Genomic DNA, 25,451 nt, shown 5'->3' with positions numbered 1-25,451 from the left:
CCCTCTCCTTCATGCAGTGGCAGTGGCTGACGTGTTGTCACGACGTCGGCGCTGCATCAAAACAATCAACCCAAAGACCAGGAAGGCAGGAATCCACATGAGCTCTTTCGTCCAGCGGTCGACGGGAGCCAGTACTTCGATGATTTCTTGATCAAAATCGAAACCAAGTTCTGCCGCCTGGCTGCCGTAGGTCACCATATCAACGGTAGTCTTGCCGTCTTCAATAAACAGCTCCATGCCCAGGTTATCGAGCCGCTCCTGGCCTGTTTCGCCATCAGGCACCGGTAGAGTCATGTAGGTAGTCATGGGATCGCCATAATCATTGAGACCCGCGATCTGCAAGCGCAAGGTGGAGTCTTCGTCGACCTCGCCCAGCGCTTCGACGAACTGCGCAGGCGGTATCGATTCGTAGGGATCATGGATCATATCCATCCAGAAACCGGGCCGGAACAGCGTAAACGCAATCAGCAGCAACACGACAGACTCATACCAGCGGTTGCGGGTAATCATGAAGCCCTGGGTCGCCGCGGCGAAGATCAGCATGGCAATGGTCGACACCACAAAAATCAGCACCCCCTGAAGGAAGGTCACATCAATGAGCAGCAGGTCGGTATTAAAGATGAACAAAAACGGTAGTGCCGCAGTGCGTAGGCTGTAATAGAACGCCTGGAAACCGGTTCGAATCGGATCGCCACCCGATACAGCCGCCGCTGCAAAGGACGCAAGCCCCACCGGCGGCGTAACGTCAGCCATGATACCGAAGTAGAACACGAACAGGTGTACCGCAATCAACGGTACCAACAAGCCGTTTTGAGCACCCAAACTGACAATGACCGGCGCCAACAGCGCCGATACGACGATATAGTTAGCCGTCGTGGGCAGCCCCATGCCGAGAATCAAGCTAAGCACTGCAGTAAGCAGCAAGATCAGCATTAGATTGCCCATAGCAAGGGTTTCTACCACTTCAGCCAGCACAAGCCCCACCCCGGTCTGCGATACAGCCCCAACGATAATACCGGCGGTGGCCGTGGCGATGCCGATACCGATCATGTTGCGGGCACCGGTGACTAGGCCGCTCCATAGATCCATAGCGCCTTCACGCAGATCCGCACGCATATCGCTGCGACCTCGGAAGATGGAAGTGATAGGACGCTGAGTGAGAATGATAAAGATCATAAACACCGTGGCCCAGAAAGCCGACAGCCCTGGGGACAAACGCTCTACCATCAGACACCAGACCAGCACAACAACCGGCAGGATGTACTGCAAACCCACCAGTACCGTCGGCTTGGTTTGCGGCAGCGAAAAGATCGGCTCGTTAGGATCATCAAGCTCGAGTTCGGGGTAACCCGCCGCCAGCTTGAGCAGGGCGATATAGATGACCGTCAACCCAACCGCTACCACCCAGGGCGTCGCATCGCCCAGTACCGGCTTGAGCCAGCCAAGGCCGTAATAGACCGCCAGGGCGGTGACCATCATGAGCAGTAAACCACCGAGAAAACCGATCACTTTGTTGACCAGCGGCTTAGGGGGGTTGCTGCTTTGAAGCCCCTGCATATTGGCCTTTAGGGCTTCCAGGTGAACGATATAGACCAGTGCAATATAGGAAATTAGCGCTGGCAGGAAGGCATGTTTGATGACCTCAACATAAGAGATACCGACATACTCGACCATTAGGAAAGCGGCCGCCCCCATCACCGGAGGCATAATCTGCCCGTTGACCGATGACGCTACTTCGACAGCACCGGCCTTTTCAGCTGAGAAACCGACACGTTTCATCATCGGCACCGTAAAGGTACCGGTGGTCACCACATTGGCAATCGAAGAGCCGGAAATCAGCCCGGTCATGGCCGAGGCCACCACAGCGGCCTTCGCTGGCCCGCCGCGATAGTGCCCGAGCAGCGAGAACGCCACCTTGATAAAGTAGTTACCGGCGCCAGCCTTATCGAGCAAAGCACCGAACAGTACAAACAGGAAAACGAAGCTGGTTGAGACCCCTAGGGCAATGCCGAAGACCCCCTGTGTCGTCAACCACTGGTGGTTAATCAAGCCGAAGAGACTTACCCCACCATGGGAAAGAATACCCGGCATCCAAGGGCCAGCCAGGCTATAGATAAGAAACACCGACGCCACGATCATTAACGGCGGGCCAAGCGCGCGACGCGTCGCTTCAAGTAATAATAATATCCCGGCTATACCAATAATGACGTCCTGCAGTATCGGCGCACCGGGGCGCTGAGATAACTGCTCGTAAAACATGAACATGTAAGCGCCACAAAAGGCCGCCGCCGCGGCAAGCACCCAATCCTGGATTGGCACACGGTCACGAGGCGAGCGCTTGAGTGCCGGATAGGCCATATACGCCAGAAACAGCGCAAAGGCTAAGTGAATAGAGCGGGCTTCCGTGGCATTAAAGACACCAAAACCCAGAATAAAGGGCACTGGGGAAGCGATCCACAGTTGAAAAAGAGACCACGCTGCCGCAATGCTTACCAATAGCTTCCCAGGCATACCGGCTGGTTTACGGGCTCCCGTGTCGCTGGAGGCGACCATATCCTCCAAGTCTACTCCGGCTCCCGAAGGCCTGTTCTTATCGTCTGTCATATGCCTGCCCTGCTCCGAGTCGATTGACGCTTAATTGCCATATCGAAATGCCCCATCAACATTCAAAACCAAAATGCGCGGCACCCTCGGGTCACCGCGCATTCCTTACAAAGGTAGCAATACCTCAGGCTACAGGATTACTCGATCCAGCCTTGTTCACGGTAGTAACGCGCCGCTCCATCATGCAACGGTGCGGAAAGCCCCTGAGTCACCATTTCTTCCGGATCCAGGTTTTCGAAGGCCGGATGCAGGCGCTTGAAGCGATCAAAATTGTCAAAAACCGCTTTAACGGTCTGATAAATAATCTCTTCATCGGCCTCAGCGGTGGTTACAAAGGTCGCTGCCACACCAAAGGTTTCGACATCTTCGTCATTGCCGCGATACAGACCGCCCGGAATGACCGATGCGGAGTAATAGGGGTATTCCTCAACAATGCCCTGAATGTCTTCGTCATTCAGCGGAATCAGGCGGGAATCAACGGTGGTGGTCGCTTCCTGAATGGAGCCATTGGGGTGGCCAACCACATACACCATGGCATCGACATTATTGTCGGAGAGTGCCGCAGCCTGCTCGGCAGCATCAAGCTGAGATGCCAGCGAGAAGGTATCTTCGGTCCAGCCCTTGGCGTTCATCACCACTTCCATGGTGTTGCGCTGGCCTGAGCCTGGATTACCAATATTGACGCGCTTGCCTTCCAAATCATCAAGGGTCTCGATGCCTGAATCAGCACGCGCTAGCAGGGTCAAAGGCTCACCGTGAACGCGGAACACGGCCCGCAGGTCTTCATAGGCGTCGCCTTCGAAATTCCCAGTGCCATTGTAGGCCTGATACTGCACATCGGATTGCGCGACACCCATGTCCAACTCGCCGGACTTGATGCCATTAATATTGGCGACGGAACCGCCAGTGGAAGGTGCATTACACTTGATATTGGAGTCTTCCAAACGATTTACCAGACGACAAATCGACTGACCGACCACGTAATACACACCTGTTTGGCCACCGGTGCCGATGGTGATGAATTGCTCGTTATCCTGTGCCATTGCCGGTGAGGCAAAGGCAGCGGCGGCAAGTAGCGCACCGGAGAAGGCAGTAGTGGAAAATACATGGCGTTTCATGAACACACCTCTTTATATTGATGTTATGAGCGTATTGGACAGTGCAAGCATCGTGCGCTTTGGTCTCACCTGATGAACCGTTCCCCAGGTGGCCTTGCTCCAAAACGCTTCTTAAGACGATCTTTTTTTAAGACAATCTATTTTGAAGACAAGCTGTTACAGGCATCCCTCGGACTACCTGATATCCCTACTTTAGCGAAAAAAACCTAATTAGCGAAATGTAATGCGCTAAAAAATGCGCTTCGCTGACGTCTAATACTCAGTGTAGCGGTCTTCATCGTTTAGGGAGCGTTAATTACTATGCCACCGTTGCAATGGGCTAAGCGGCCTCCATCAAACGTTATAGCCCAGCACGCTGGGCAGCCACAGCGCGATGGCCGGAAATATAGCCACCAATGCCAAGGCACAGCCCATGGCGACCACAAACAGCAGCGCCCACCCGATGGTTTGCTCCAAACGAATTTTGGCCACTTCAGTGGTCACCATCAAATTGACCGCCACCGGCGGGGTAAACTGGCCAATGGCAATGTTCATCGCCAATAAAATCCCAAACCACACCGGGTTCCACTCAAAGTGCTGCATCACAGGAATCAGAATCGGCATCATGATTAGATAAATCGAGATCGCATCCAGCAGCATTCCGGCGACCAGCACCGCCAGCATCACCAAAATCAGTAGCAGCACGCCGTTATCGGTCAGGCTGATAATCCACTCGGCCAAGTGGCGGAAAGTACCCAGCATGGTGCCCGCCCAAGCGAAAATACCCGCTAGAGCAATAATCAGCATCACCACACCAGAAATAATCGCTGCCTCACCCAGTAGCTCCCATAAATCGCGCAGCGACAGCTCGCGGGTCAAAAACAGCCCGACAATCGCGCCATAAGCCACGGCTACGACCGCTGCTTCGGTAGGGGTAAACAGGCCCGAACGCAAACCACCCAAGATCAGCACTGGCGCAAACAGCGCCGGTATCGCCTGTTTAAACGTAGTGCGTACGCTAAGCCGTTCGGCGCCCTCTACCGGCGTACCGCCCTCCCAGCCGTAGCGTTTGGAAACGAGCATAGCGGGCACCAGCAGCGCCAGCCCCGCCAAAATGCCGGGAAATAGCCCCGCTGCGAAAAGTGCGCGCAAATCGACACCCGGCACCACAATCGAGTAGAGAATCAACGCCACTGAAGGAGGAATCAAAATAGCGGTAGACGCCGAGGCGGCTATTAGCGTGGCGGAAAACGGCTTGGGGTAGCCCGCTTTGGTCATACTCGGCAGCATCACCATAGCAACCGCCGCCGCATCTGCGGGGCCTGACCCACTCATGCCACCCATAATCATGCACACCAGCACCGCGACCAGCGCCAAACCACCATGGCGCGGACCAATTAAGGCCTGAGCAAAACGCACCAAGCGCAGCGCCACACCGGAGCGCTCAAAAATAAGCCCCGTTAAGATAAACAGCGGAATCGCAATGAGCGGGTACTTGGCGATGCTGTTGTAGGTGTTGGTACCCATAGTGGCCAGCATATCGGGCGACAACCCCAGCACGATGCCAACTGCCCCGGAAAGCGCCAATGAAAACGCCACCGGCACACCCGCTATCAGCAGCCCCGCAAAGGCCAGAATCATCCATATATCAGGGCTCATCGGTGAGCCTCCCGGTCAAACGGTCAACGGTTTGCTGGAACAGGCGCCAGAACATGGCCGCGGAAAGCACCGGCAGCCAGACTAAATACCACCACTGGGGCAGCCCAAGCCCTGGCGAAAGCGACTCCCACTGATACTCTTGCCAGGCTAACTTGCAGCCGTACCAAGTAATCAATCCCAGTACGATGGCGCCGCAAAGCGCTTGAAACAGAATCAACGCACGGCGGTACTTGGGCGGCAGTGCCCGCTCCAGAAAGCCGATACGAATATGCCGGTTACGCCGCAGTGCCACGGAAGCGCCAGCAAAAGTCAGCACCACGAGCAGAAATACGGAAAATTCTTCGGTAAATGAAAAAGAGCCGCCGGTTAAGTAGCGTGTAATGACATTGCCTAAACTAATCAAAGAAATAATGATTAACGCCAGCGCGCCCAGCCAGCGCTCAGGGCGCGCATCAGGAAAGCCTTTCATGGCAGCCTCACAGCAAAAAGCTCCCAGCCCCAAGGGCCGGGAGCTTGAACATCAAGAGTGATTAGCGCGCGTCGATTGCGGATTGAGCGGCGTTGACCACCTCATCACCAATCCGCGGCGCCCATTTTTCATAGACAGACTGCGTGGCTTCAACAAATGCCTGATACTGCTCATCAGTCAATTCAGTCACGGTCACGCCGCGCTCTTTAATCGCCGCTAGGCGAGCGCCCTCTTCTTCGCGGGTCATGGCGACTTCCCACTCACCGGCTTCCTGGGCGGTTTCGCGCAGCATGGTTTGCTGCTCTTCGCTCAATGTTTGCCATACCTGCTGATTGACCGCAAAAATCAGCGGGTCATTCATGTAGTTCCAAAGTGTTAAATGTTCTTGGCCTACTTGGTCGATCCTCGCCACATCAAACACTGAAAGTGGGTTTTCCTGACCGTCTACCGCGCCGGTGGTCAGCGCGGGCTGCGCATCCGTCCAACTCATTTGGGTCGGGTCAGCGCCGAGTGCCGAGAAGGTGTCCTGGAACAGCGGCGAGCCCACCACACGAATTTTCAGGCCGTCCAAGTCATCCGGCTGACTAATCGGCCCGCGGGAGTTGGAGACCTGACGAAAACCATTTTCCCCCCACGCCAGCGGAATAACGCCGCGGGACTCAATCGCTTCAAAGACCAACTCACCCGCTTCCCCACCAGTGACCGCATCCACGGCGGCTTCATCGGGAATAAAGAACGGCAAAGAGAATAGATTAAGCTCCGGCACCTGGGGCGACCAGTTGATAGTCGAACCTACCGCGGCGTCGATCAACCCAGAGCGCATCGCGGAAAATTCCCGGGTCTGGTCGCCGGAAACCAGTTGAGAATTCGGATAAACCCGCAGCGTTAACTCACCGCCGCTACGTTCTTTCACCAGTTCAGCCCATTTCTCCGCCGCCTGCCCCCAGGGGAAAGCGTCAGACAGAACGGTGGAAACCGAGAGTTCGCGTGCCTGGGCAGAAAGGGAAGCAGTCAGCAGTGCCGCACCGGCCAAGCCGGCGGTAAAGTGAGCTATTGAGCGTGTCAGCGTCATGGTAGATCCTTTTTTAGCTATTTTTATGAGGGGGCTTTTGAAGAAACCCAACTTATTGTATGCACTTAGTGCGCGAAAGAAACACACCTAAGGTCGGCATGGTGCAGTGCTCGCCCTGGTTAGCAGGGTGTAAGGCATCACCAGGTTATCGACCTTTTGGCCTTCCAGCACGTCAATCAACATCGCGACGGCTTCGCGCCCAAACGCTTCCGCCGGTTGAGCAATGGTGGTCAATGGTGGATCCGTGTAAGAAGCGAACGCTATATCATCAAATCCCGCCACTGAAATATCGTCCGGCACGCGTAGTCCTGCTTCTTTGATGCGACTCATGGCGCCTATTGCCATCTCGTCACTTTCACAAAAAATAGCAGTGGGCCGCTCTGTTAACGCGATCAGCGTTTCAGCCGCCTGATAACCCGCAAGAGGGGTGAAATCGCCAGGACACAGCAAGCGCTCATCCAAGGCAATACCCGCCGCGCTCAACGCATCCTGATACCCCAGTTGCCGGTCGCGGGTTAACGGGCTGCGTCGTGGGCCCTTTATCATACCTATTCGTCGATGCCCCAAGGCGATCAAGTGCTCGGTGACCTCACGCGCCGCCGCACGGTTATCCAGTTTGACGGTAGGACATGGCGCGTCGTCCAGCACCTCGCAGGCATTGATCATGGGCAATGCTGCCGCAGCGGGAAAGGCATTGTCAGAAAACGGATTGAAAGCGCGCAACTGAATCACACCATCCGCCTGGCGCGTCGTCACTAAGCTGGCGTATTGGGTTTCCATCGCCTCATCGCCTAGGGTATTACACAGCAGTACGCCGTAGCCACGCTCTTGGGCAGCTTCCTGGATGCCGCTAATGACCCGCGCAAAGAAGGTGTTGGCAATGGTGGGTACCAAAACCACCAAATTATAAGTGCGCTGAGAACGAAACTGTACCGCCATCAAGTTAGGCTTATAGCCCGCTTGATCAACTGCCTTGAGCACTTTTTCACGGGTGGCGGGCGAGACAATGTCTGGCGACTTCAATGCCCGCGATACGGTTGCTACCGACACCCCCGCCAACTCGGCAACCTTACGTATATTGGTCATGGTCTCTCTTAACGTTATCTAATCGCCGTTAGCAGATGATTGCGCGGCATTATTTATCTCAGCTTAACGCATCCCAGCGTTAAACTCAGCGCGCTATTTTCCAACACTCCTCCAACACTGATAGACCTTTGTCGCATTGACGACTAAAGCGTGGCGGCCTAGTTTCAACCTTAATGTAACCGGTTACATTGCTTTTTTAAGAACGGTTTTACGAACAGCTTTAATAACGGTTTTAACAACCCTGTTAAGAACAGTTTCAATAACCGCGCATATAAACAAACGTAATATTTAAAACAGGAGCCTACCTATGCCGCGACCCGAGCAATCACGTACCCGCATCGGCATGATCGGCGGCGGGCAAGGGGCCTTTATAGGCCAGGTTCACCGCTTAGCCGCACGCCTTGACGACGCCTGTGAGCTAGTGTGTGGGGCCTTTAGCCGTTCAGCGGATAACAACCAACTGACCGGCGAAGCGTGCCACCTACCCGACGAGCGTATTTACGCCGACTGGCAGCAGCTACTGGCTAGTGAGCAGCAACTTCCCGCAGAAGAGCGCATGCAGCTATTGGTGATCGCAACGCCTAATCACCTTCACGTGCCCATCGCCGAGGCGGCAATGCAGGCAGGCTTTCACGTCTTCTGCGAAAAGCCTGCAGGGGTGTCATTACGCGAAGCCCAGCGCTTAGCAGAAAGCTGGCAAACCAGCGGCTGCCTCTATGGTCTGGCGCATACCTACTTAGGCTACCCCATGGTCTGGCAAGCCAAGGAAATGATCAGCGCTGGGCAACTAGGTAGCATCCGCAAAATTCATGTTGAGTACCCCCAGGGCTGGCTAGGTGAACGTTTAGAACAGCAGGGTAATAAACAGGCCGCCTGGCGCACCGACCCGGCGCTCGCTGGTATCAGTGGTTGCATGGCCGATATTGGCACTCACGCCTTTGGCCTTGCCGAGTTTATCTCCGGGCATCGGATTAGCGAGCTGTGTGCCTCCCTTGCCAGCCACGCTGACGGCCGCCAATTGGACGATGATGGCGATGTATTGCTGCGCACCGACCAGGGCGCCAGCGGCACCCTGGTGGCCAGCCAGGTCTGCAGCGGTGAAGAGAACGCGCTCAAAATACGCATCTACGGCGACAAAGGAGCGCTGGAGTGGCACCAGATGGAACCCAACAGCCTGTTCTACCGCCCACTTCAAGCCCCCATGCGCACGCTCCGTGCGGGCATCGACCAACCCGACCTTTTCCCCAGCGCGATGCAGCGCCTGCGCCTACCCGGCGGCCACCCCGAAGGCTATCTGGAAGCACTCGGCAACCTCTACCGCGACTTTGCCCAGGCGATTTATCAGGGCCAGCAAGGCGACGTTGAAGGTGTTCCCGGCATGGCCTCCGGGCTACGCGGTATGGCGTTTATCGAAGCCGTCACCACCAGCGCCCAAAGCGAACAGAAATGGACGCCACTGCCCACCACTAACCTGCCTGGAGCTTAACCATGCAAAACACTCTTCAAGGCATCCGCGGGCCGGCCATTTTCCTGGCCCAATTTATCGGCGACGAAGCGCCTTTCGATAGCCTAGACAGCATCGCCCGCTGGGCGGCCGAACAGGGTTATCACGCCATTCAGCTACCCACTGTGGATAGTCGTTTTATCGACTTGCATAAAGCAGCTGAAAGCCAGGCTTACTGCGACGAGCTAAACGCCCGCTGTGAAAAGGCTGGCGTTGTGATCAGCGAACTTTCTACTCACTTGCAGGGCCAACTGGTCGCTGTGCATCCCGCCTGTGATGAATTATTTGATGATTTCGCCCCCGCCACACTGCACGGCAACCCTCAAGCGCGCACCGAATGGGCTATTGAGCAGCTGATACTCGCTGCCAAAGCCAGCCAACGGCTGGGCTTAACCGCCCACGCGACGTTTTCCGGGGCGCTGCTATGGCCCTTCTTTTATCCCTGGCCCCAGCGTCCCGAGGGGCTAGTCGAAGAAGGTTTTAATGAGCTGGCCCGGCGCTGGCGGCCCATTCTGGATGCCTTTGACGAAGCAGGCGTTGACCTGTGCTTTGAAATCCACCCCGGTGAAGACCTACACGACGGCGCCTCTTTCGAGCGCTTTCTGGCCGCAGTGGACAACCATCCACGGGCAAAAATTCTTTTTGACCCCAGCCATTTACTGCTCCAGCAGCTGGATTATCTCGATTTTATCGACCGCTACCATGAGCGCATCGGCATGTTCCACGTTAAAGACGCTGAGTTTAACCCCAATGGCCGCAGCGGTGTTTATGGCGGCTACCAAGGCTGGGTAGAACGCCCCGGCCGCTTTCGCTCATTAGGCGATGGACAGGTGGATTTCAGCGGGATTTTTAGCCGCTTAACGCAGTACGGGTTCGATGGCTGGGCGGTGCTTGAGTGGGAGTGCTGTATTAAGGATGCCGCCCAAGGCGCCGCAGAAGGCGCGGCTTTTATCGAGGCGCACCTGATTCAACCTGCCGGTCGCGCCTTTGACGACTTTGCCGGTGTTGCTGCCAGCCCTTCTCGCAACCGACGAATTCTCGGTCTTCCTCCACACCGCTAATTGATTGTTTTAAATCAAGGCAGCAATCACGTCCGCAGTCTCAACCACAACCACAACAAAGGATCACGTCATGGCTATGATACGCACACGACTAAGCATCATGATGTTTTTGCAGTTCTTTATCTGGGGAGGCTGGTTTGTCACCTTGGGTACCTTCCTGGCCAATAACCTCAGCGCCAGCGGTGGCCAAATTGGCATGGCCTTCTCCACCCAATCCTGGGGCGCCATCATAGCTCCCTTTATTATCGGCTTGATCGCTGACCGTTATTTTAACGCTGAACGCATTCTCGCTGTGCTGCACTTAGCAGGCGCAGCGCTAATGTACGGCCTCTATACGGCCAGCGATTTCAGCACCTTTTACCCGTTGGTGCTGATGTACATGATTGTTTATATGCCCACCTTGGCGCTGGTCAACTCGGTCTCTTTCCGCCAAATGAGCGACCCTGGCCAGGAGTTTGCCAAAATCCGCGTATGGGGAACCATTGGCTGGATAATCGCCGGCCTGGGTATAAGCTACTTGTTCGCCTGGGATTCATCCCAAGGCATTGCCGATGGCATGCTGCGTAACACCTTCCTGATGTGCGCCATCGCGTCATTAGCCCTTGGTCTTTACAGCTTCAGCCTGCCCGCGACGCCGCCTAAAGCAGACGGCCCCGTGGGTTTAAAAGAAGTGCTAGGGCTCGATGCGCTCGCCCTGCTGAAAGACCGCAACTACGCCATCTTCTTTATTGCCTCGATATTGATCTGCATTCCGTTGGCGTTTTACTACCAAAACGCTAACCCCTTCCTAGCCGAAATCGGCGTTACCAACCCAACCGGTAAAATGACCTTGGGTCAGGTATCGGAAGTGCTGTTTATGCTGCTGCTACCGGTGTTTATTCATCGCTTTGGTATCAAGAAAACCTTGCTGATTGGCATGTTGGCCTGGGCGCTGCGCTATGCGCTGTTTGCCTTCGGTAACGCCGATGAGATGGTGTTTATGCTCCTGATCGGCATTGCCCTGCATGGGGTGTGCTATGACTTCTTCTTCGTAACCGGCCAGATCTATACCGATGCCCGCGCAGGTGAAAAATTCAAAAGCTCTGCCCAAGGCATGATCACACTGGCCACTTACGGTGTAGGCATGCTGATAGGCTTCTGGGTCGCGGGTCAGATTACCGACCACTTCTCCACCAACGGCGCCCACGACTGGCAGGGTATTTGGATGTTCCCAGCGGCATTTGCTATCGCGGTACTGGTGCTGTTCTTCCTCACCTTTAAAGATGATAAAAGCGTAACGACTAAGCCTGACGTTTAAGGTGATAGAGCATTAAGTTAGCCGGGCGCTTTAAAAGCACCCGGCTAATTATGTGTTGTACGAAAACTGCCCTAGCAAATACAACCCCAACACAATCAGTGTAATCAAGCCAACGACGCTACACCAAACGCCGTCATCTCGATGCCTATGCTGTTCAAGATATACCACTTTAGTAACCGAAGGATATTTACCAAAAGTAACTAGTTTACAGATTGGCCAACCAACCCAGTAACAAATTGTTCTAAAGAATATCTCTGCAAGTATGTAACCTATTACCCTAAAAAACCCCTTGCCTATCTCTTCAAAAAACCCGTCCATAAAATTCCTTTTCGTATAAACGTTTCAAGACTATAGAAAAATCCAGAGCTATGGAATGCTAGCTTCTTTTTTTCGGTTCGCTAACAATACTAAACCCTATCGTTAGAAATATGCAGAGTACATTTTTGATGCACTCATTTAACGTTTGAATAGGGCTCGACACGTGCAGAATTTCCCGAAAGAGGCCCCACCAACGCCCGAAAAATTACAAAAGAGAGAACCACCCAGACTACAATCAGAACAGGAGCCTCCCATGGTGATTTGGCCAAAATCAAAAAGACCACAGCTGGAAAAGCTAAAGCACATCCAATAGCACTATATTGCCAGTATCCCGACGCAGCCTTAAACACAAGGTAGCTGTGGGTAAACAGCATGACCGGATAGGCGAGCAAGCAAACGAATAGAACATTTACCCAGAATAAAGCGATGATAAAGCCGGCTACTGTTGAGAAGAAAATAAAAGGTGAGATCGCAACCAAACCCAGAATAGGGCACAGCACTGCTGCAATTGATGGGTGTATATTCATTTTTCCTCGCCCTATCACTCGTTAATTTGGAGCTACGAGCAGCGAAAAAGCAATAGAGCGTTCTGCATTAATGCCGACTCCTCTCCATTGCCTGATCAACCTTCCCACTAGGGTAATAGACAGCGTGAACCGTAGTAGCTCGCAATGATTATGCTGAACATCTCATTATTGCACGACGCGCTTACATATTAAAAAAGAGGGCACTAAACTCATATTTCATCAGCACCAAGCATCGAAAAGGAAAACTCAACATACACCAATTAACGGCAGACCCTGCAACATAAAAGCCCAGACCACCGATGCTGTATAGCATCAGCGGGCTGGGCTTGCGCTTAGAGTGACTATAAACGCCCTGCTATAGCTCTCTTACCCATATATTGCGAAAGCTAACGTCCGCATCGTGATCCTGCAGGTAAATGGGCGCGCAGCCGTGGGCTTCGTCGTAGTTGGGTTCGCCAATCCATTCGGTGGTGCCTTGCACTTCTGCATGGTGCTGAACCACCACCCCGTTATGCAGAACTGTGACGTAGGCGGGAGATTCAAGAGCTCCCTCATCATCAAAGCGTGGCGCGGTGTAGAGGATGTTATAGCTCTGCCACTCACCCGGCGGGCGCGATGCATTGACCAGCGGAATATTCTGCTTGTAGATGGATGCCGCTTGGCCGTTGGGATAAGTCGGGTTGTCGTAGGAGTCCAGCACCTGGACTTCATAACGCTCCTGTAGGAAGACGCCGCTATTGCCACGATCTTGACCATCCATACCTTTGATATCAGATGGCGCTCGCCACTCCAGGTAGAGCTGCACGTCGCAGAAATCCTGACGCGTGCGAATGCCTCCCGTGCCACGATTCACCGTCATGGCGCCCTCTTCCACGTGCCACTCAGCCGGCCCGCTCTCTTCGCCTTCCCAGGCCTCTAAATCGGTGCCATCGAACAGCACGATCGCATCGGATGGTGCGCCGGTTTCGGGTACCGAAATGACAGTGGGTACTGGTTCCCACACTTCGGTTTTGGCAGATTGCTGTTCGGGTGTTAATGCCTCTTGTGAGGCGCCTTCCTGCGCCACGCTGTCGAAGGGCAATAAACTTCCACAGGCCAATAAGCAAAGCGTCGGGGCACAGAAACGCGGTTTTTGACCGTAAGTATGCTGATTTTTCATCAATGCTCTCCGCTCCGTTAGGTTGCCCAGGCGGGCTCGCCGTTATAAGGCGCACAGCCGTCGTAGCTTCCCGGCACCGCTTCGTAGCGCAAGACTTCTGTCGCGCCGACTTCAGAAGTAAAGAAGCCGAACAGCGTTAGCTGCTTCATCATGGTGAAGTAGTGTGGCAGTGCTTCCTCGCTCTCCGCATGCTCTTGGGATGCAAGGGTTTCTGCGGTTTGATTTTGAGCGGTCTGGGTTTCTATCGTCAGTGCTTCAGCGGGAGTTGGCTGTTTGCGGGCTTGTTGCTCGGTGTGCGCCATCGCTTCCCGGTCTAATTCCGTTACCAGTTCTAAGCGCTGCTGATTGCTTAACGCCATAAAATCACGCTGATAGGCCGCGCGGCTACGCGCCTCAAGCTGCGCTAAACCAAAATAAAACACCTCTCTTTCAGAGGGCGTGTAGCAGTCGCTAACAAACACGGCCATAAACTCCCCAACGCCTGCGTCCTTAGCGCCGGGAGTATCCGTTTTGGGCAGAATGGTTTCGGCAAGTTCGTCCAGTCGCTCTACATCCTGGCTGCTAAAGGGGTGACCTGACTGACCAGCATCGCTAAAGGCAAATAGGGATTTACCGCCGATCATTGCTGTACCGGTCGTCAGGGCGATCATTTTGAGTAATTCGCGACGATTCATGACAGGTTCCCCCGCTTAAGCTCTTCCACGGCATAATCCACCGCCCGAGCGGTAAGTGCCATGTAGGTCAAAGATGGGTTCACGCAAGAGGATGACGTCATGCAGGCACCATCCGTCACGAACACATTGGGCGCGTCCCACACCTGGTTATGGCTGTTCAGCACGGATGTTTTCGGGTCACGGCCCATCCGCGCAGTGCCCATTTCATGAATGCCCATGCCCGGCGCGTAATCACCTACGTCGCCTTTGACGTTTTTTACGCCAGCGGCTTCTAGCAGATCGACCGCATCCTGAACCATGTCTCGGCGCATATCGCGCTCGTTTTGCTTGAGTTCCACATTGATCGACAGCACCGGCAGCCCCCACTTATCGCGAACGCTATGATCCAGAGAAATACGGTTATCGTGGTCGGGCAGCATTTCGCCAAAGCCCGTCATGCCGATCGTCCAACCGCCTGGCTGGGTGAGTGCTTGCTTTAGATCAGCGCCGATATTGAGCTCGGCAATTTCGCGATCCCAACCCTGGCGGCTTGCTGCGCCCTGATAACCAAAACCACGCACATAGCTGCGCTGCTCATCGCCTACGTTGCGAAAACGGGGGATGTAAAAGCCTGCGGGGCGGCGTCCAAAATAGTATTTATCCAGATAGCCTTCCACATCGCCGCTGGCACCGCAGCGGAAGTGGTGATCCATCACGTTGTGGCCCAGTTCACCGCTGCTACTGCCCAAGCCACCTTCCCAGACATCGGTGGCAGAGTTCATCAGAATCCAGGTGGTATTGAAGGTCGAGGCATTAAGGAATACGACGTCGGCCGTGTACTCGTGGACTTCATGAGTTTCGGCATCAATCACCTCAACGCCTCGCGCCCGTTGGCGGTCTTTGTCGTACAGCACCTGGCTGACAATCGAGAAGGGCCGCAAGGTTAGATTACCGGTGGCTACCGCCGCAGGCAGCGTGGCGGACTGGGTGCTGAAATAGGCGCCATAGGGGCAGCCCAACCAGCACTTATTGCGGTATTGGCAATTAACTCGATTCTGTTCCGGTTTTGGCTGGGTAATATTGGCCACCCGGCTGTGGATAAGATGGCGCTGGCCGCCAAACGCCTCTTTAATGCGCTTGGCGGCGTCTTTTTCCACACAGTTAAGCGGTATCGGCGGTAGAAACTCACCATCGGGAAGGATATCCAGCCCCTCCTGGGTGCCCGCGATACCGGCAAAACGCTCCACATAATCGTACCACGGGGCAATATCTTCGTAGCGAATCGGCCAATCAATAGCGATGCCTTCACGCTGATTGGCCTCAAAATCCATTGGGCTTAGCCGGTAGCTTTGCCGCCCCCACAGCAGTGAGCGCCCGCCTACGTGGTAGCCGCGAAACCAGTCAAAGCGCTTCTCTTCCACGTAGGGATTGGCCTGTTCATCCGCCCACATGCCCATGGTAGCTTCATTGAGAGGGTAGTCGCGTTTGAGCACTGGATGCTTGGCGATCATCTCCTGGGTAGGCTCATTGCGGTGAGGATAATCCCACGCTTCTTTATGGGCATTGTGGTAATCCTTCACGTGTTCAATATTGCGCCCACGCTCAAGCAGTAATACTTTTAAGCCTTTCTCGGTGAGTTCTTTAGCAGCCCAACCGCCGCTAATACCTGAACCAACCACGATGGCATCGTAGTGATTATCTGGCATTGTCATCTTCCTTACTGTGTTGTTATTGGGATTTTATGTTGGCGTCGAATCACACATCACAGAGCTGAATAGCCGCCTGCAGTGATGCTATCTTTGCCTGTTGGCTAGTCCGGTCAGGGAGAAACTCTTGGGCGATATAGCCCTTAAAGCCGGTATCCCGAATGGCGCGACAAATCGCCGGATAGTTGAGCTCTTGGGTGTCATCTATTTCATGCCGCCCAGGCACACCGGCCGTATGGTAATGGCCAAAAAAGTGATGGTTTTCGCGGATAGTGCGAATGACATCACCTTCACTAATCTGCATGTGATAGATGTCGTAGAGCAGCTTGAAGTTGGGTGAGTCAAGGCGGCGGCAAAGCTCAATGCCCCAGGCAGAGTGGTCGCACAGATAATCGGGGTGGTCGATTTTGCTGTTGAACAGCTCCATTTGCAGCACCACGCCCTTTGACTCCGCATGGGCGATCACCTGCTTTAAACCCACTTCAGCATTGTCCAGACCTTGCTCAGGGGTCATGCCCCGGGCATTACCGCTAAAGCAGATTAAGTTGGCGTAACCCGCTTGGCTGACCCAATCGATATGGCTGCGATAGCGATCAATCAGCTCGGCATGAAAACGGCTATCGCCCCAGCCATCTTCAAGACTCAGCTCGGCGCCATTGCACATGGAAGAGTCGAGCCCATAGCGCTGAAGCACGGGCCACTCCTCGGGGCCCACCAGATCAATCGCCTTAATACCTAACTCATTTGAAAGCTGGCAAAGCTCCTTTAGCGAAAGAAAATCGAATGTCCAGCGGGCGACAGAATGGTGGATATTGCCCTTTAAAGCCCGCGGTTCAGGCGTGTCGTCAGCTAGGGCTTTAGATCCAAGATGCGGTAGTCCAGCCAGGCCGATAGCACCTGTAACGGAGTGGCGCAGCAGGCTGCGCCGATCAATAAGGTAGCGCTTCATAAAGCATCCTCGCGTTTGTCATCTAAATGAGATGGCCTATGCGTGCATTACTCTTCTCGAAGCGCTGCCAATTTCTCCGCTAGGAAGCTATTTCCTTCTGTAATCACCGCTTCAGCGTCTAGCGGCATATCGTGTTCTATGATGTACCACTCCACATCAGTGGCTTCGATAGCAGGCAGTATCGCGTCCCAATCCAGCACGCCTGCGCCAAGCGTGGCGAACCCACCCTCATCTTCAGCGGTGCCTTCTGGCGCGTTATCTTTGGCGTGTACAGCAAACAGTTGCCCATCAAAACGCGTTACGTACTCGACCGGGTCAAACCCGCCCCGCGCTACCCAGGCGATATCTAATTCCGCCAATAGGTCAGATCCGGCCGCATCAAACAGATGCTCCAAGGCGGTTTTACCGTCATACACTTCCATCTCGAAATCATGGTTGTGATATGCCAACCGGAAACCTTCGGCATCTAGTTCAGCGGCAATCTCACCCAGCTCTTCACCCAGCGCTTGCCAGCCTTCTGCGTCGCTAGGGCGTGCGTCCTCGGCTAAATAAGGCATCGTTAAGGTGTCGTTGCCCACCGCCTGATTAAAGGCCACCGTTTCATCTAAACGATTGCGCAGGTCATCCAGTTGCACGTGGCTTGAGATCACTTCAAGCGCGTGCTCTTCTAACAACGCATTGAGTTCTTCGGCCGTTACTTGCTGGGTGCCCACCGTTTCAATCGCCGAAATGCCCGCCCTATTCACGGCGGCTAACTGCTCCTCCAAACTGCCAAAATCACGCAGCGTGTACATTTGAACGGCGATGGGTAGCTCGGCTGAATTGCCTTGTGCTTGGGCAAAGCCAGGTGCACTTAGCGCTGACAGCGCCACAGCGCTGGCAGCCAATAGAGCATGTGAACTCATACGTTTTAAACGTCGCGGGGTATCCATATCCACCTCGTTGTTGTTGAATTGTTATAGGTTGTGAAAGCGCCGATGCAAAAATGTAATCGGTTACATTTTTTTAGATCATCTTAGTTAAATGTGCAAGCCAGCCGCCTGCTCTACTGCTTAAAAGATGCCAAAAAAAACTTAACACCCTCATAAATCAATTCACAACTAGTTGGTTATAAACAACTTATAGACTATTAAAGAAAAACTTAATACTTTGGTATCACACAGCTGCGATGCTAAACAGTCGTTCGTCGCACTATTATTTTTGCCATCAGCCAAGCTGGTACAATGGCTATCATTTCCTTCTACCTACGGACATCAACGTGCCACTACGCGATTTACTGCTCGGCCTGTTTGTGATCGCCATTTGGGCGCTAAATATCATTGTGATTAAGGTCGGCGTGGCGGAGTTACCACCGCTGCTGATGACCACGCTGCGCTTTATGTTAGTGGCGGCACTGCTGGTGCCTTTCTACCCAGTGGCGCGGGTACAGCTGCCCTTTTTGCTGCTGCTCTCAGTGACGTTTGGCAGCCTGCACTTTGCTCTGCTGTTTATTGGCCTGGAGCACGCAGAGGCCGGTACCGGGGCGCTGTTAGTGCAGATGGGAACGCCCTTTGCCACGCTGTTGGCCGTGATCTTTCTAAAAGAGAAGCTGGGGCCCAAGCGTATCGCCGGGCTGCTGCTGTCGTTTGCCGGGGTCGTCGTGCTGGCGGGTGGGCCAACGTTACCCTCTCCGCTGCCGCTGGCGATTCTTTTGTGCAGTGCCATGGGCTGGGCGGTATCGCAGCTATTGATCAAGCGTGGCCCGCCGATTGCGCCGATGGCGCTGGCAGGCTGGATGGCCCTGTTTGCAGTGCCCCAGGTAGCGCTAGGCTCATGGCTGTTTGAGAGCGGTCAGTGGCAGGCGATGCAGCAGGCAACTTGGTTAGGCTGGGGGGCGATGATTTACACCGCCGTGATGTCATCGATTGTTGCTTACGGGATTTGGTACGCGCTGTTGCGCCGCCACCCGGTTAATCGCGTGGTGCCCATGACGCTACTCGTACCGGTACTGGCAGTCGGTCTGGGCGCACTGTTAATGGGGGACAGCCTAGGCGTGCATAAACTGGTGGGCGGCGGCTTAGTGGTCGCGGGTATTGCGCTAATTGTGATTAGATTTCGCCGCCGTCCACAGCCTGCTTAATCGGCAGGCTGGCAGAAACCGGCCTCATCAGGGATCGACACGCAGTCACCCACGGTGATGCCGCGCTCGGCAAAATAGCCGCCATTGACCTCTAGCGCTGAATGGTAAGCCGCACCCGCCGGGTAGGAGGGGCAGTCACTCGGCGACGAGGACTCGCAGGGCTGCATGGTATTAATCGCCACGATCCGTCCGTCGCTATCGATAAACGCAATATCGAGGGGAATCAGGGTGCGATACATCCAAAAGGCATTGTTGGCTGACTGCTCACTCTCAAAACGGAACAGCATACCGCGCGCTTCCGGCAAGCTCTCACGCCCCATTAATCCACGCTGACGCTGGGAAGCCGTTTCGGCCACTTCCACCTCTAAACGATGTGGGCCGCCCTCGCTGTGAATAGCCAGCGCCAACGTCTGCATTTCTTTCGCCGTCGCCTGCCCCCAAGCAAACGAGCTGATTAGCGACATCGGCAGCAGTGCCGCCAGCGGTAACAGTAACGACGCTTTGAGCAGCGTGCGACGCGTGGGATCCATGCTTACTTCCTTTTGTCATGCGCATCTGCGCGAACTCGGTGGCCTGGCATCAGGTGAATGCCTGCCGCCAGCAACGAAACGTTCACCACTGCGCCGCGGGTTAACTGGTTACGCCGTGCGGCATGGGTGGCGATATCGAAACGTAACATATCGCCATGATTGACGCGCAGTGAAACTGACGTAATGCCCCCAAGCACTACTAACTCTTCCACCGCGGCAGCCAGCGGGTTCTCACGTTCGCCTTGCGAAGGCCGGTCGCGGCGGTGAAGCACAATATCCGACGGTGGCAGATACCAAGCCACTGATTCTCCCAGCGGCAGATTGGCAAGGCCTTCGGCGACTTCCAGGTAAGTTTTCCCCCACTGCAGGCGGCGCTGCCCTGCTACCTCGACAACGGTGCCTTTAAACAGATTATGCCTGTCTAACAAACGAGCAATCAGAGGCGATGCAGGGTGCCTAAACAGCGCCTCGGGAGCGGCTTGCTGCAGGCTGACACCGTTATGCAGCACACAAATTTGATCAGCAAGCGCAGTGGCTTCCTCTAGGTCATGCGTTACCAGCACGATAGGGATCTCAATTTGCTGTCGGAGCAGCGCCAGCTCGCGCTGCAACCGCCGGCGGGTGACCTGATCAACCGCTGAAAACGGTTCGTCGAGCAATAGCACTTTCGGGTCGCGGGCCAAGGCGCGGGCCAGCGCCACCCGCTGGCGCTGGCCGCCTGAAAGCGCATTGGGATAGCGCTTGCCCAGCCCGTCTAAACGCACCTTGGCCAGCCACTGTTCAGCCTGCTCACGGCGCTTGGGTTGAGGTAAATGACGAAGGGGTACTTGAATATTTTCCAGCGCAGTGAGGTGCGGAAACAGCGCATAGTCCTGAAACACCATGCCGACTTGCCGACGCTGGGGCGAGAGTGAATGCTTACATTCGGCGTCAAACCAAACGTCTCCCGCGCACGCCACTCGCCCACTTTGGGGACGATAAAGCCCGGCAATGGTGCGCAGCAGCGTGGTTTTCCCGCTACCCGACGGCCCTACCAGCGCCAGCAATTCGCCGGGTTGGCAAACAAAATCGGCTGCCAGCGGAATCGGCCCCGTTTGGTGGACCGCCACGTCTAGTCCTTCGATCGGCACGTTGATGCGCGAATCAGCCACGTACCCACCGTCTGCGCCCAGCCAATCCATAGACAAGCCCCAAGGTAATAAACGACACCAGCAGCAGCAGCGCCGACATTTGTGCAGCGCCCTGTTCATCGAAGGCTTGAACGCGATCATAGATCGCAATGGCAAGGGTGCGGGTTTCGCCATCGATAGCGCCCCCCACCATTAAAATCACCCCAAATTCCCCCAGTGTATGGGCAAACGTGAGCGCTGCCGCGGACATGATCCCTGGCCACACCAAGGGCAATTCGATGCGCAAGAGCGTCTGCCAGGGGCTCAACCCGCTACACCATGCCGCTTCCCGCAGGTTGTGGGGCACGTGCTCAAAGGCGCGCTGAATGGGCTGTACGGCAAACGGCAAATTGGCGATCAGGGAGGCCAGTAATATGCCCGTGAAAGTGAAATTCAGCCCGCTGCCGGTGATGTTTGCCCAAAGCGAGCCCACCGGCGCATCGCGGCCAAAGCTCAACAGCAGATAAAAGCCCAGGACGGTAGGCGGCAATACCAGCGGTAACGCTACAAGCGCTTCGCATAGACCTTTGCCCCGAAAACGCGCGTAGGCCAGAGCGCGGCCTAGCCAGATGGCGACAGGGATAAGAATCAAGCAGGTAAACCCGGCAAGGCGAAGCGAGACCGAAAGCGCCGACCAATCCATTAAGAACCATCCATTACGAGCAGCCCATCATGAACCAGCCATTATTCGGCGCTAAAGCCGTAGCGGCGCAGAATGGCTTGCCCTTCGTCTTCTTGCAGCCATTGATAGAAATCGCTAGCGATGTCTCCTGCCTGGTTAGTCAACACCATGCGTTGGCGTAGTGGGCTATGCCAACCCTCTGGGATAAGTACGTACTCACTTCGCTCACTCAACGCGGGGGCCAGTGCCAAGGAGTAAGCCACCAGACCACCGCGCGCATCGTCGGAAAGCGCGAACTGCGCCGCCTGGGAGACGTTTTCGCCCAGCACCCGCAGTGGCTCGGTTGGCTCCCAAAGCCCGGCGTGCTCAAGCGCCTGCTGCGCCGCCACGCCGTAGGGCGCATGCTCTGGATTCGCCAGGGCGATGCGTTCAGTGGTGCCACTTGCGTGAGCTGTCAGCGCATCCTGTACTGCCGCCAGCGGAGCATCCCCGCTAGGCAAATCGTCACGCCCGCTGCGCTGCAACCACACTAACCGGCCAATGGCGTAGATCACGCCTTCGTCCTGGGTGTGGCCCTCTTCATAAAGCGCCTGAACGTAGCGCTCGTCAGCAGAGAGATAGAGCTCAAAAGGTGCGCCCTGTTCGATTTGGCGGCGAAAGTTGCCCGACGAACCAAAGTTGAGCCGCAGGGCATGGCCGGTTTGCTGCTCAAACTGCTCGGCGGCTTCTGTTAGCGCAAACTGCAGATCAGACGCTGCCGCCACAATAGGCGCCCCCGCTTGTGCGGGGGCGCCTATCAGAAGCGAGCAGGCTAGCAGCCACCCATACGCTAATTTAGCTTTTAGCATGCTCGTCAGTAATCTCCATTACCTTCATGGTATTGGTACCGCCGTGAGCATTCATATGGTCACCGCGGGTAAGGATCACATGGTCACCTGCTTTGGAGATCCCCATCTTCACCAGTAGCTCAAGGGCGCGACCGTTTAGCTCCGTGGCACTCATTTCAGAGGTGTCAAACGGCAGCGAGACAACGCCACGGTAGAGCGCCATGCGCCGCTGGGCGATGGGGTTATGCGCCAGGCCCACAATCGGTAAGCCAGAGCTAATGCGCGAGGCAATCAGCGGCGTATAGCCCGACGACGTCATACAGGCAATCGCGGTGACGCCCGTCATGTGGTTGGCAGCATACATGGCGGAAAGCGCGATGGTTTCGTCCGGACGGGTAAAGCCCTCATGCATACGGTGGCCAGACTCCTGGGCGGACTTTTCACGCTCGGCGCCCAAACACACACGCGACATCGCTTCTACAGTTTCCAGCGGATAGTCACCTGCGGCGGTTTCTGCCGAAAGCATGACCGCATCGCTGCCATCCAATACCGCGTTAGCGACGTCAAAGACTTCGGCACGCGTAGGTAGCGGCGCTGAAATCATGCTTTCCATCATCTGTGTGGCAGTAATGACAGCACGGTTGAGCGAGCGGGCGCGCTTGATCATGCGCTTTTGCACGCCGACCAGCTTGGCATCGCCAATTTCTACACCTAGATCGCCACGCGCCACCATGACTGCTTCAGACGCTTCGATAATGCCATCCAGGGTGGCGTCATCAGCGACCGCTTCTGCACGTTCAACCTTGGCCACCAAGCCAATTTCCTTACCCGCTTCGCCCAGCAAACGGCGAGCTTCCAGCATGTCTTCCGCATGGCGGGGAAAGGAAATGGCCAGATAGTCGACGCCAATCTCAACAGCGGTTTTGAGGTCGACCTTATCTTTATCGGTCAATGCCGGAGCAGAGAGACCGCCGCCCTGTTTGTTAATGCCTTTATGGTTGGAAAGCTTGCCGCCCACGACCACGGTGGTATGCACCTGCTGGCCTTCAACGCGGGCCACGTCAAGCACCAAGCGCCCATCGTCTAACAGCAGGCGGTCTCCGGCGGTGACGTCTTGGGACAAGGTCTTATAGTCACAGCCTACCTGGTGTACATCGCCCGCATCGCCATCGAGTTCCATATCGAGAATAAACGGCTGGCCCTCTTTGAGCACCACGGCACCATCCCTAAACCGCGCAATACGAATCTTGGGGCCCTGCAGATCACCCAAAACCGCTACGCTGCGACCTAGCTGGGCGGCGATTTCACGCACCTCGGTCAAGCGGCGGCGATGGTCATCGGCGGTGCCGTGGGAGAAATTAAGACGCACCACATCGACACCCGCCTTGAGCATGGCTTCCAACACGCCTTCCCGGTCGCTGGCAGGCCCAAGAGTGGCGACAATTTTGGTACGACGGATCGAGGAGTAGTGCAGTGCGTTCATAATGTTCCAACCATGCGAATTAACGTGTAGTGACTCGTTAGAGTGACCTTATTTCTCCACCCTAGCTTATCAGTTTAACGCGTGCGACATGACAGCAGTGCAACACTCAAGCGCTGATTACTTCAATGTCACCGTGATCGCGAGGGGAAACTCATCGCAGTTATTGCCATCACCGCCCCGATCCACCACTAAAAATTCGCCTTCGCGCTCCAGCACCGACTGAATGGCATGCCAGGTACCCGCGCGGTAGTTCACACCTTGGCGGCCATCGGTGACAAAGGCTCGTACATCTTCTGGATTGATGTGTTCACCGGGTGGCGCCACCACGACAATAAAACGCTCCTGATGAAGCGGCATAAAGGCTTGGCTGCCCTGGGGGTGACGCTCCAGAAACGTTAGCTCCAGCGGTAGTGTAATCGGCTGGCTCACGAAGATATTAATCAGCGTGTGGGCGTTTTCGCCCAGGGTTTCCACCTTCGCCAAATCGTGATGGCGCTGGGTGCGCCCAGCGTTAATGGGAAACGACGTTGATGTACGCGCATCCATCACATCGCCAAAAGGGGCAAAGGCTTCTGCTGTTAACGGTTCGGCTTTAAGCTCAAGCATTGCAGCTCCTTAGCGAGATGACAGTTTAAGAGACGCATGGCGATTAACGTCTTTATACAACAAATACCGAAACGGCCCAGGGCCAGCGGCGTAGCAGGCCTGAGGGCAGAAGGCGCGTAGCCACATAAAGTCTCCGGCCTCTACTTCCACCCAGTTTTGATTTAAGTGATAAACGGCTTTGCCTTCAAGCACGTACAAACCGTGTTCCATCACATGGGTTTCATCAAAGGGAATCACGCCGCCGGGCTGAAAGGTCACGATATTGACATGCATATCGTGACGGACGTCCGCGGGGTCGACAAAGCGCGTGGTGACCCAGCGTCCTTCGGTGCCCGGCATTTCGATAGGCGCTATGTCCTGCTCGTTGGTAACAAACGCCTGCGGCACGTCTAGCCCTTCGACAAACTCATACGCCTTGCGCACCCAGTGGAAACGTACCGGCGCGTTAGATTCGTTGCGCACCAGCCAATCACTGCCGGGGGGAATAAACGCATAGCCGCCGGGCAGCAGGGTATGGCGCTCACCCGACAAAGTAAGCGTTAACTCACCCTCAACAATAAACAGCACGCCTTCGGCCTGGGGATCTGGCTCGGGCTTATCGCTACCGCCCTGGGGCTGTACTTCCATAATGTATTGCGAAAACGTCTCGGCAAACCCCGACAACGGACGCGCCAGCACCCATAGCCGGGTGCCTTCCCAGAACGGCAGATTGCTGGTAACGATATCGCGCATGACGCCTTTAGGGATCAGCGCATAGGCTTCGGTAAATACCGCACGATCGGCAGTGATCTGGGTTTGCGGCGGGTGCCCGCCGGTGGGGGCGTAGTAAGTAGCTGGCATTTTTAAACCTATATTGCTTAGTAAAAACAAGAGACATTTATCTTGTATACAATATTAGCGAACCATATTAAAGCGATCTTTGGCGAAGCGCTTA

Annotated in this window: 23 protein-coding genes; 4 read left to right on the top strand and 19 right to left on the bottom strand. The window is 55.2% G+C overall.

All coding sequences use genetic code 11. From position 1 onward, the window contains the following. Positions 1 to 9: 9 nt before the first annotated feature. The 6 genes from A6R74_RS09395 to A6R74_RS09370 all read right to left on the bottom strand — a co-directional run bounded on the left by A6R74_RS09395 (position 10) and on the right by A6R74_RS09370 (position 7,987). The gene (locus A6R74_RS09395; RefSeq protein ID WP_064234250.1) at positions 10 to 2,604 is read right to left on the bottom strand and encodes a TRAP transporter permease; all 2,595 of its coding nucleotides are present in this window, start codon (positions 2,602 to 2,604) and stop codon (positions 10 to 12) included. 137 nt (positions 2,605 to 2,741) lie between these two features. Then, positions 2,742 to 3,722: a TAXI family TRAP transporter solute-binding subunit gene (locus tag A6R74_RS09390; RefSeq protein ID WP_064234249.1), complete on the bottom strand. Its 981-nt coding sequence runs from the start codon at positions 3,720 to 3,722 to the stop codon at positions 2,742 to 2,744. Between the two features lie 333 nt (positions 3,723 to 4,055). Next, positions 4,056 to 5,360, bottom strand: coding sequence for a TRAP transporter large permease (locus A6R74_RS09385; protein ID WP_064234248.1), 1,305 nt, complete (start codon positions 5,358 to 5,360; stop codon positions 4,056 to 4,058). Then, positions 5,350 to 5,829 carry a TRAP transporter small permease gene (locus A6R74_RS09380; RefSeq protein WP_064234247.1) on the bottom strand — a complete coding sequence of 160 codons (480 nt, stop codon included), beginning with the start codon at positions 5,827 to 5,829 and terminating at the stop codon, positions 5,350 to 5,352. The genes A6R74_RS09385 and A6R74_RS09380 overlap by 11 nt, the downstream gene beginning before the upstream one ends. A gap of 61 nt (positions 5,830 to 5,890) precedes the next feature. Beyond that, positions 5,891 to 6,901 (bottom strand): DctP family TRAP transporter solute-binding subunit, encoded by a 1,011-nt coding sequence (locus A6R74_RS09375; RefSeq protein WP_064234246.1) that lies wholly within the window; start codon positions 6,899 to 6,901, stop codon positions 5,891 to 5,893. Positions 6,902 to 6,988: 87 nt separating this feature from the next. Beyond that, a complete protein-coding gene (locus A6R74_RS09370) occupies positions 6,989 to 7,987 on the bottom strand; it encodes a LacI family DNA-binding transcriptional regulator (protein WP_064234245.1) in 999 nt (332 codons plus the stop codon). Between the two features lie 307 nt (positions 7,988 to 8,294). Between A6R74_RS09370 and A6R74_RS09365 the strand changes: the two genes are divergently transcribed. The 3 genes from A6R74_RS09365 (at position 8,295) to A6R74_RS09355 (ending at position 11,849) form a co-directional block, all read left to right on the top strand. Next, on the top strand, positions 8,295 to 9,473 hold the full coding sequence (locus A6R74_RS09365; protein WP_064234244.1) for a Gfo/Idh/MocA family protein: 1,179 nt from the start codon (positions 8,295 to 8,297) through the stop codon (positions 9,471 to 9,473). 2 nt (positions 9,474 to 9,475) lie between these two features. Continuing rightward, complete coding sequence (locus A6R74_RS09360; protein ID WP_064234243.1) at positions 9,476 to 10,552, top strand: sugar phosphate isomerase/epimerase family protein; 1,077 nt, start codon at positions 9,476 to 9,478, stop codon at positions 10,550 to 10,552. Between the two features lie 70 nt (positions 10,553 to 10,622). Beyond that, positions 10,623 to 11,849: a nucleoside permease gene (locus tag A6R74_RS09355; RefSeq protein ID WP_064234242.1), complete on the top strand. Its 1,227-nt coding sequence runs from the start codon at positions 10,623 to 10,625 to the stop codon at positions 11,847 to 11,849. 452 nt (positions 11,850 to 12,301) lie between these two features. On the opposite strand, the gene A6R74_RS09345 is transcribed toward A6R74_RS09355, so the two are convergent. From A6R74_RS09345 to A6R74_RS09320, 6 genes are all read right to left on the bottom strand, one after another. After that, complete coding sequence (locus A6R74_RS09345; RefSeq protein ID WP_064234240.1) at positions 12,302 to 12,694, bottom strand: hypothetical protein; 393 nt, start codon at positions 12,692 to 12,694, stop codon at positions 12,302 to 12,304. A gap of 355 nt (positions 12,695 to 13,049) precedes the next feature. Continuing rightward, on the bottom strand, positions 13,050 to 13,853 hold the full coding sequence (locus tag A6R74_RS09340) for a 3-keto-disaccharide hydrolase (protein ID WP_064234239.1): 804 nt from the start codon (positions 13,851 to 13,853) through the stop codon (positions 13,050 to 13,052). Between the two features lie 17 nt (positions 13,854 to 13,870). After that, a complete protein-coding gene (locus tag A6R74_RS09335; protein ID WP_064234238.1) occupies positions 13,871 to 14,527 on the bottom strand; it encodes a gluconate 2-dehydrogenase subunit 3 family protein in 657 nt (218 codons plus the stop codon). Next, positions 14,524 to 16,212, bottom strand: coding sequence for a GMC oxidoreductase (locus A6R74_RS09330; RefSeq protein ID WP_064234237.1), 1,689 nt, complete (start codon positions 16,210 to 16,212; stop codon positions 14,524 to 14,526). Before A6R74_RS09330 ends, A6R74_RS09335 begins: the two co-directional genes overlap by 4 nt. Positions 16,213 to 16,261: 49 nt before the next feature. Next, positions 16,262 to 17,161, bottom strand: a complete 900-nt coding sequence (locus A6R74_RS09325; protein WP_064234236.1) for a hydroxypyruvate isomerase family protein — start codon at positions 17,159 to 17,161, stop codon at positions 16,262 to 16,264. Positions 17,162 to 17,208: 47 nt separating this feature from the next. After that, a complete protein-coding gene (locus A6R74_RS09320; protein ID WP_064234235.1) occupies positions 17,209 to 18,093 on the bottom strand; it encodes a sugar phosphate isomerase/epimerase family protein in 885 nt (294 codons plus the stop codon). A 326-nt stretch (positions 18,094 to 18,419) separates the two neighbouring features. Between A6R74_RS09320 and A6R74_RS09315 the strand changes: the two genes are divergently transcribed. Continuing rightward, positions 18,420 to 19,280 (top strand): DMT family transporter, encoded by an 861-nt coding sequence (locus tag A6R74_RS09315; protein ID WP_064234234.1) that lies wholly within the window; start codon positions 18,420 to 18,422, stop codon positions 19,278 to 19,280. On the opposite strand, the gene A6R74_RS09310 is transcribed toward A6R74_RS09315, so the two are convergent. The 7 genes from A6R74_RS09310 to A6R74_RS09280 all read right to left on the bottom strand — a co-directional run bounded on the left by A6R74_RS09310 (position 19,277) and on the right by A6R74_RS09280 (position 25,357). After that, complete coding sequence (locus A6R74_RS09310; protein WP_064234233.1) at positions 19,277 to 19,810, bottom strand: DUF192 domain-containing protein; 534 nt, start codon at positions 19,808 to 19,810, stop codon at positions 19,277 to 19,279. The genes A6R74_RS09315 and A6R74_RS09310 overlap by 4 nt on opposite strands. Positions 19,811 to 19,812: 2 nt before the next feature. Further along, a complete protein-coding gene (locus A6R74_RS09305) occupies positions 19,813 to 20,991 on the bottom strand; it encodes an ABC transporter ATP-binding protein (protein ID WP_064234232.1) in 1,179 nt (392 codons plus the stop codon). Then, complete coding sequence (gene modB, locus A6R74_RS09300; protein WP_064234231.1) at positions 20,954 to 21,622, bottom strand: molybdate ABC transporter permease subunit; 669 nt, start codon at positions 21,620 to 21,622, stop codon at positions 20,954 to 20,956. Before modB ends, A6R74_RS09305 begins: the two co-directional genes overlap by 38 nt. 41 nt (positions 21,623 to 21,663) lie before the next feature. Continuing rightward, positions 21,664 to 22,449 (bottom strand): molybdate ABC transporter substrate-binding protein, encoded by a 786-nt coding sequence (gene modA / locus A6R74_RS09295; protein ID WP_064234230.1) that lies wholly within the window; start codon positions 22,447 to 22,449, stop codon positions 21,664 to 21,666. Further along, positions 22,436 to 23,911 (bottom strand): pyruvate kinase, encoded by a 1,476-nt coding sequence (gene pyk / locus A6R74_RS09290; protein WP_064234229.1) that lies wholly within the window; start codon positions 23,909 to 23,911, stop codon positions 22,436 to 22,438. Before pyk ends, modA begins: the two co-directional genes overlap by 14 nt. 117 nt (positions 23,912 to 24,028) lie before the next feature. After that, positions 24,029 to 24,517, bottom strand: coding sequence for an ureidoglycolate lyase (locus A6R74_RS09285; protein WP_064234228.1), 489 nt, complete (start codon positions 24,515 to 24,517; stop codon positions 24,029 to 24,031). Positions 24,518 to 24,526: 9 nt separating this feature from the next. Beyond that, positions 24,527 to 25,357 carry a bifunctional allantoicase/(S)-ureidoglycine aminohydrolase gene (locus A6R74_RS09280; RefSeq protein WP_064234227.1) on the bottom strand — a complete coding sequence of 277 codons (831 nt, stop codon included), beginning with the start codon at positions 25,355 to 25,357 and terminating at the stop codon, positions 24,527 to 24,529. Positions 25,358 to 25,451: the final 94 nt, after the last annotated feature.

Source organism: Halomonas sp. ALS9 (assembly GCF_001651035.1).
Taxonomy (GTDB): Bacteria; Pseudomonadota; Gammaproteobacteria; order Pseudomonadales; family Halomonadaceae; genus Vreelandella.
The sequence above is the reverse complement of the archived record's forward strand: the minus strand, read 5'-3'. Positions and strand labels throughout refer to the sequence as shown.

Excerpts from the sequence above, each read along its gene's own strand:
- A6R74_RS09395 (WP_064234250.1), bottom strand. The coding sequence starts at position 2,604 with ATGACAGACGATAAGAACAGGCCTTCGGGAGCCGGAGTAGACTTGGAG.
- A6R74_RS09390 (WP_064234249.1), bottom strand. The coding sequence starts at position 3,722 with ATGAAACGCCATGTATTTTCCACTACTGCCTTCTCCGGTGCGCTACTT.
- A6R74_RS09385 (WP_064234248.1), bottom strand. The coding sequence starts at position 5,360 with ATGAGCCCTGATATATGGATGATTCTGGCCTTTGCGGGGCTGCTGATA.
- A6R74_RS09380 (WP_064234247.1), bottom strand. The coding sequence starts at position 5,829 with ATGAAAGGCTTTCCTGATGCGCGCCCTGAGCGCTGGCTGGGCGCGCTG.
- A6R74_RS09375 (WP_064234246.1), bottom strand. The coding sequence starts at position 6,901 with ATGACGCTGACACGCTCAATAGCTCACTTTACCGCCGGCTTGGCCGGT.
- A6R74_RS09370 (WP_064234245.1), bottom strand. The coding sequence starts at position 7,987 with ATGACCAATATACGTAAGGTTGCCGAGTTGGCGGGGGTGTCGGTAGCA.
- A6R74_RS09365 (WP_064234244.1), top strand. The coding sequence starts at position 8,295 with ATGCCGCGACCCGAGCAATCACGTACCCGCATCGGCATGATCGGCGGC.
- A6R74_RS09360 (WP_064234243.1), top strand. The coding sequence starts at position 9,476 with ATGCAAAACACTCTTCAAGGCATCCGCGGGCCGGCCATTTTCCTGGCC.
- A6R74_RS09355 (WP_064234242.1), top strand. The coding sequence starts at position 10,623 with ATGGCTATGATACGCACACGACTAAGCATCATGATGTTTTTGCAGTTC.
- A6R74_RS09345 (WP_064234240.1), bottom strand. The coding sequence starts at position 12,694 with ATGAATATACACCCATCAATTGCAGCAGTGCTGTGCCCTATTCTGGGT.
- A6R74_RS09340 (WP_064234239.1), bottom strand. The coding sequence starts at position 13,853 with ATGAAAAATCAGCATACTTACGGTCAAAAACCGCGTTTCTGTGCCCCG.
- A6R74_RS09335 (WP_064234238.1), bottom strand. The coding sequence starts at position 14,527 with ATGAATCGTCGCGAATTACTCAAAATGATCGCCCTGACGACCGGTACA.
- A6R74_RS09330 (WP_064234237.1), bottom strand. The coding sequence starts at position 16,212 with ATGCCAGATAATCACTACGATGCCATCGTGGTTGGTTCAGGTATTAGC.
- A6R74_RS09325 (WP_064234236.1), bottom strand. The coding sequence starts at position 17,161 with ATGAAGCGCTACCTTATTGATCGGCGCAGCCTGCTGCGCCACTCCGTT.
- A6R74_RS09320 (WP_064234235.1), bottom strand. The coding sequence starts at position 18,093 with ATGGATACCCCGCGACGTTTAAAACGTATGAGTTCACATGCTCTATTG.
- A6R74_RS09310 (WP_064234233.1), bottom strand. The coding sequence starts at position 19,810 with ATGGATCCCACGCGTCGCACGCTGCTCAAAGCGTCGTTACTGTTACCG.
- A6R74_RS09305 (WP_064234232.1), bottom strand. The coding sequence starts at position 20,991 with ATGGATTGGCTGGGCGCAGACGGTGGGTACGTGGCTGATTCGCGCATC.
- modB (WP_064234231.1), bottom strand. The coding sequence starts at position 21,622 with ATGGATTGGTCGGCGCTTTCGGTCTCGCTTCGCCTTGCCGGGTTTACC.
- modA (WP_064234230.1), bottom strand. The coding sequence starts at position 22,449 with ATGCTAAAAGCTAAATTAGCGTATGGGTGGCTGCTAGCCTGCTCGCTT.
- pyk (WP_064234229.1), bottom strand. The coding sequence starts at position 23,911 with ATGAACGCACTGCACTACTCCTCGATCCGTCGTACCAAAATTGTCGCC.
- A6R74_RS09285 (WP_064234228.1), bottom strand. The coding sequence starts at position 24,517 with ATGCTTGAGCTTAAAGCCGAACCGTTAACAGCAGAAGCCTTTGCCCCT.
- A6R74_RS09280 (WP_064234227.1), bottom strand. The coding sequence starts at position 25,357 with ATGCCAGCTACTTACTACGCCCCCACCGGCGGGCACCCGCCGCAAACC.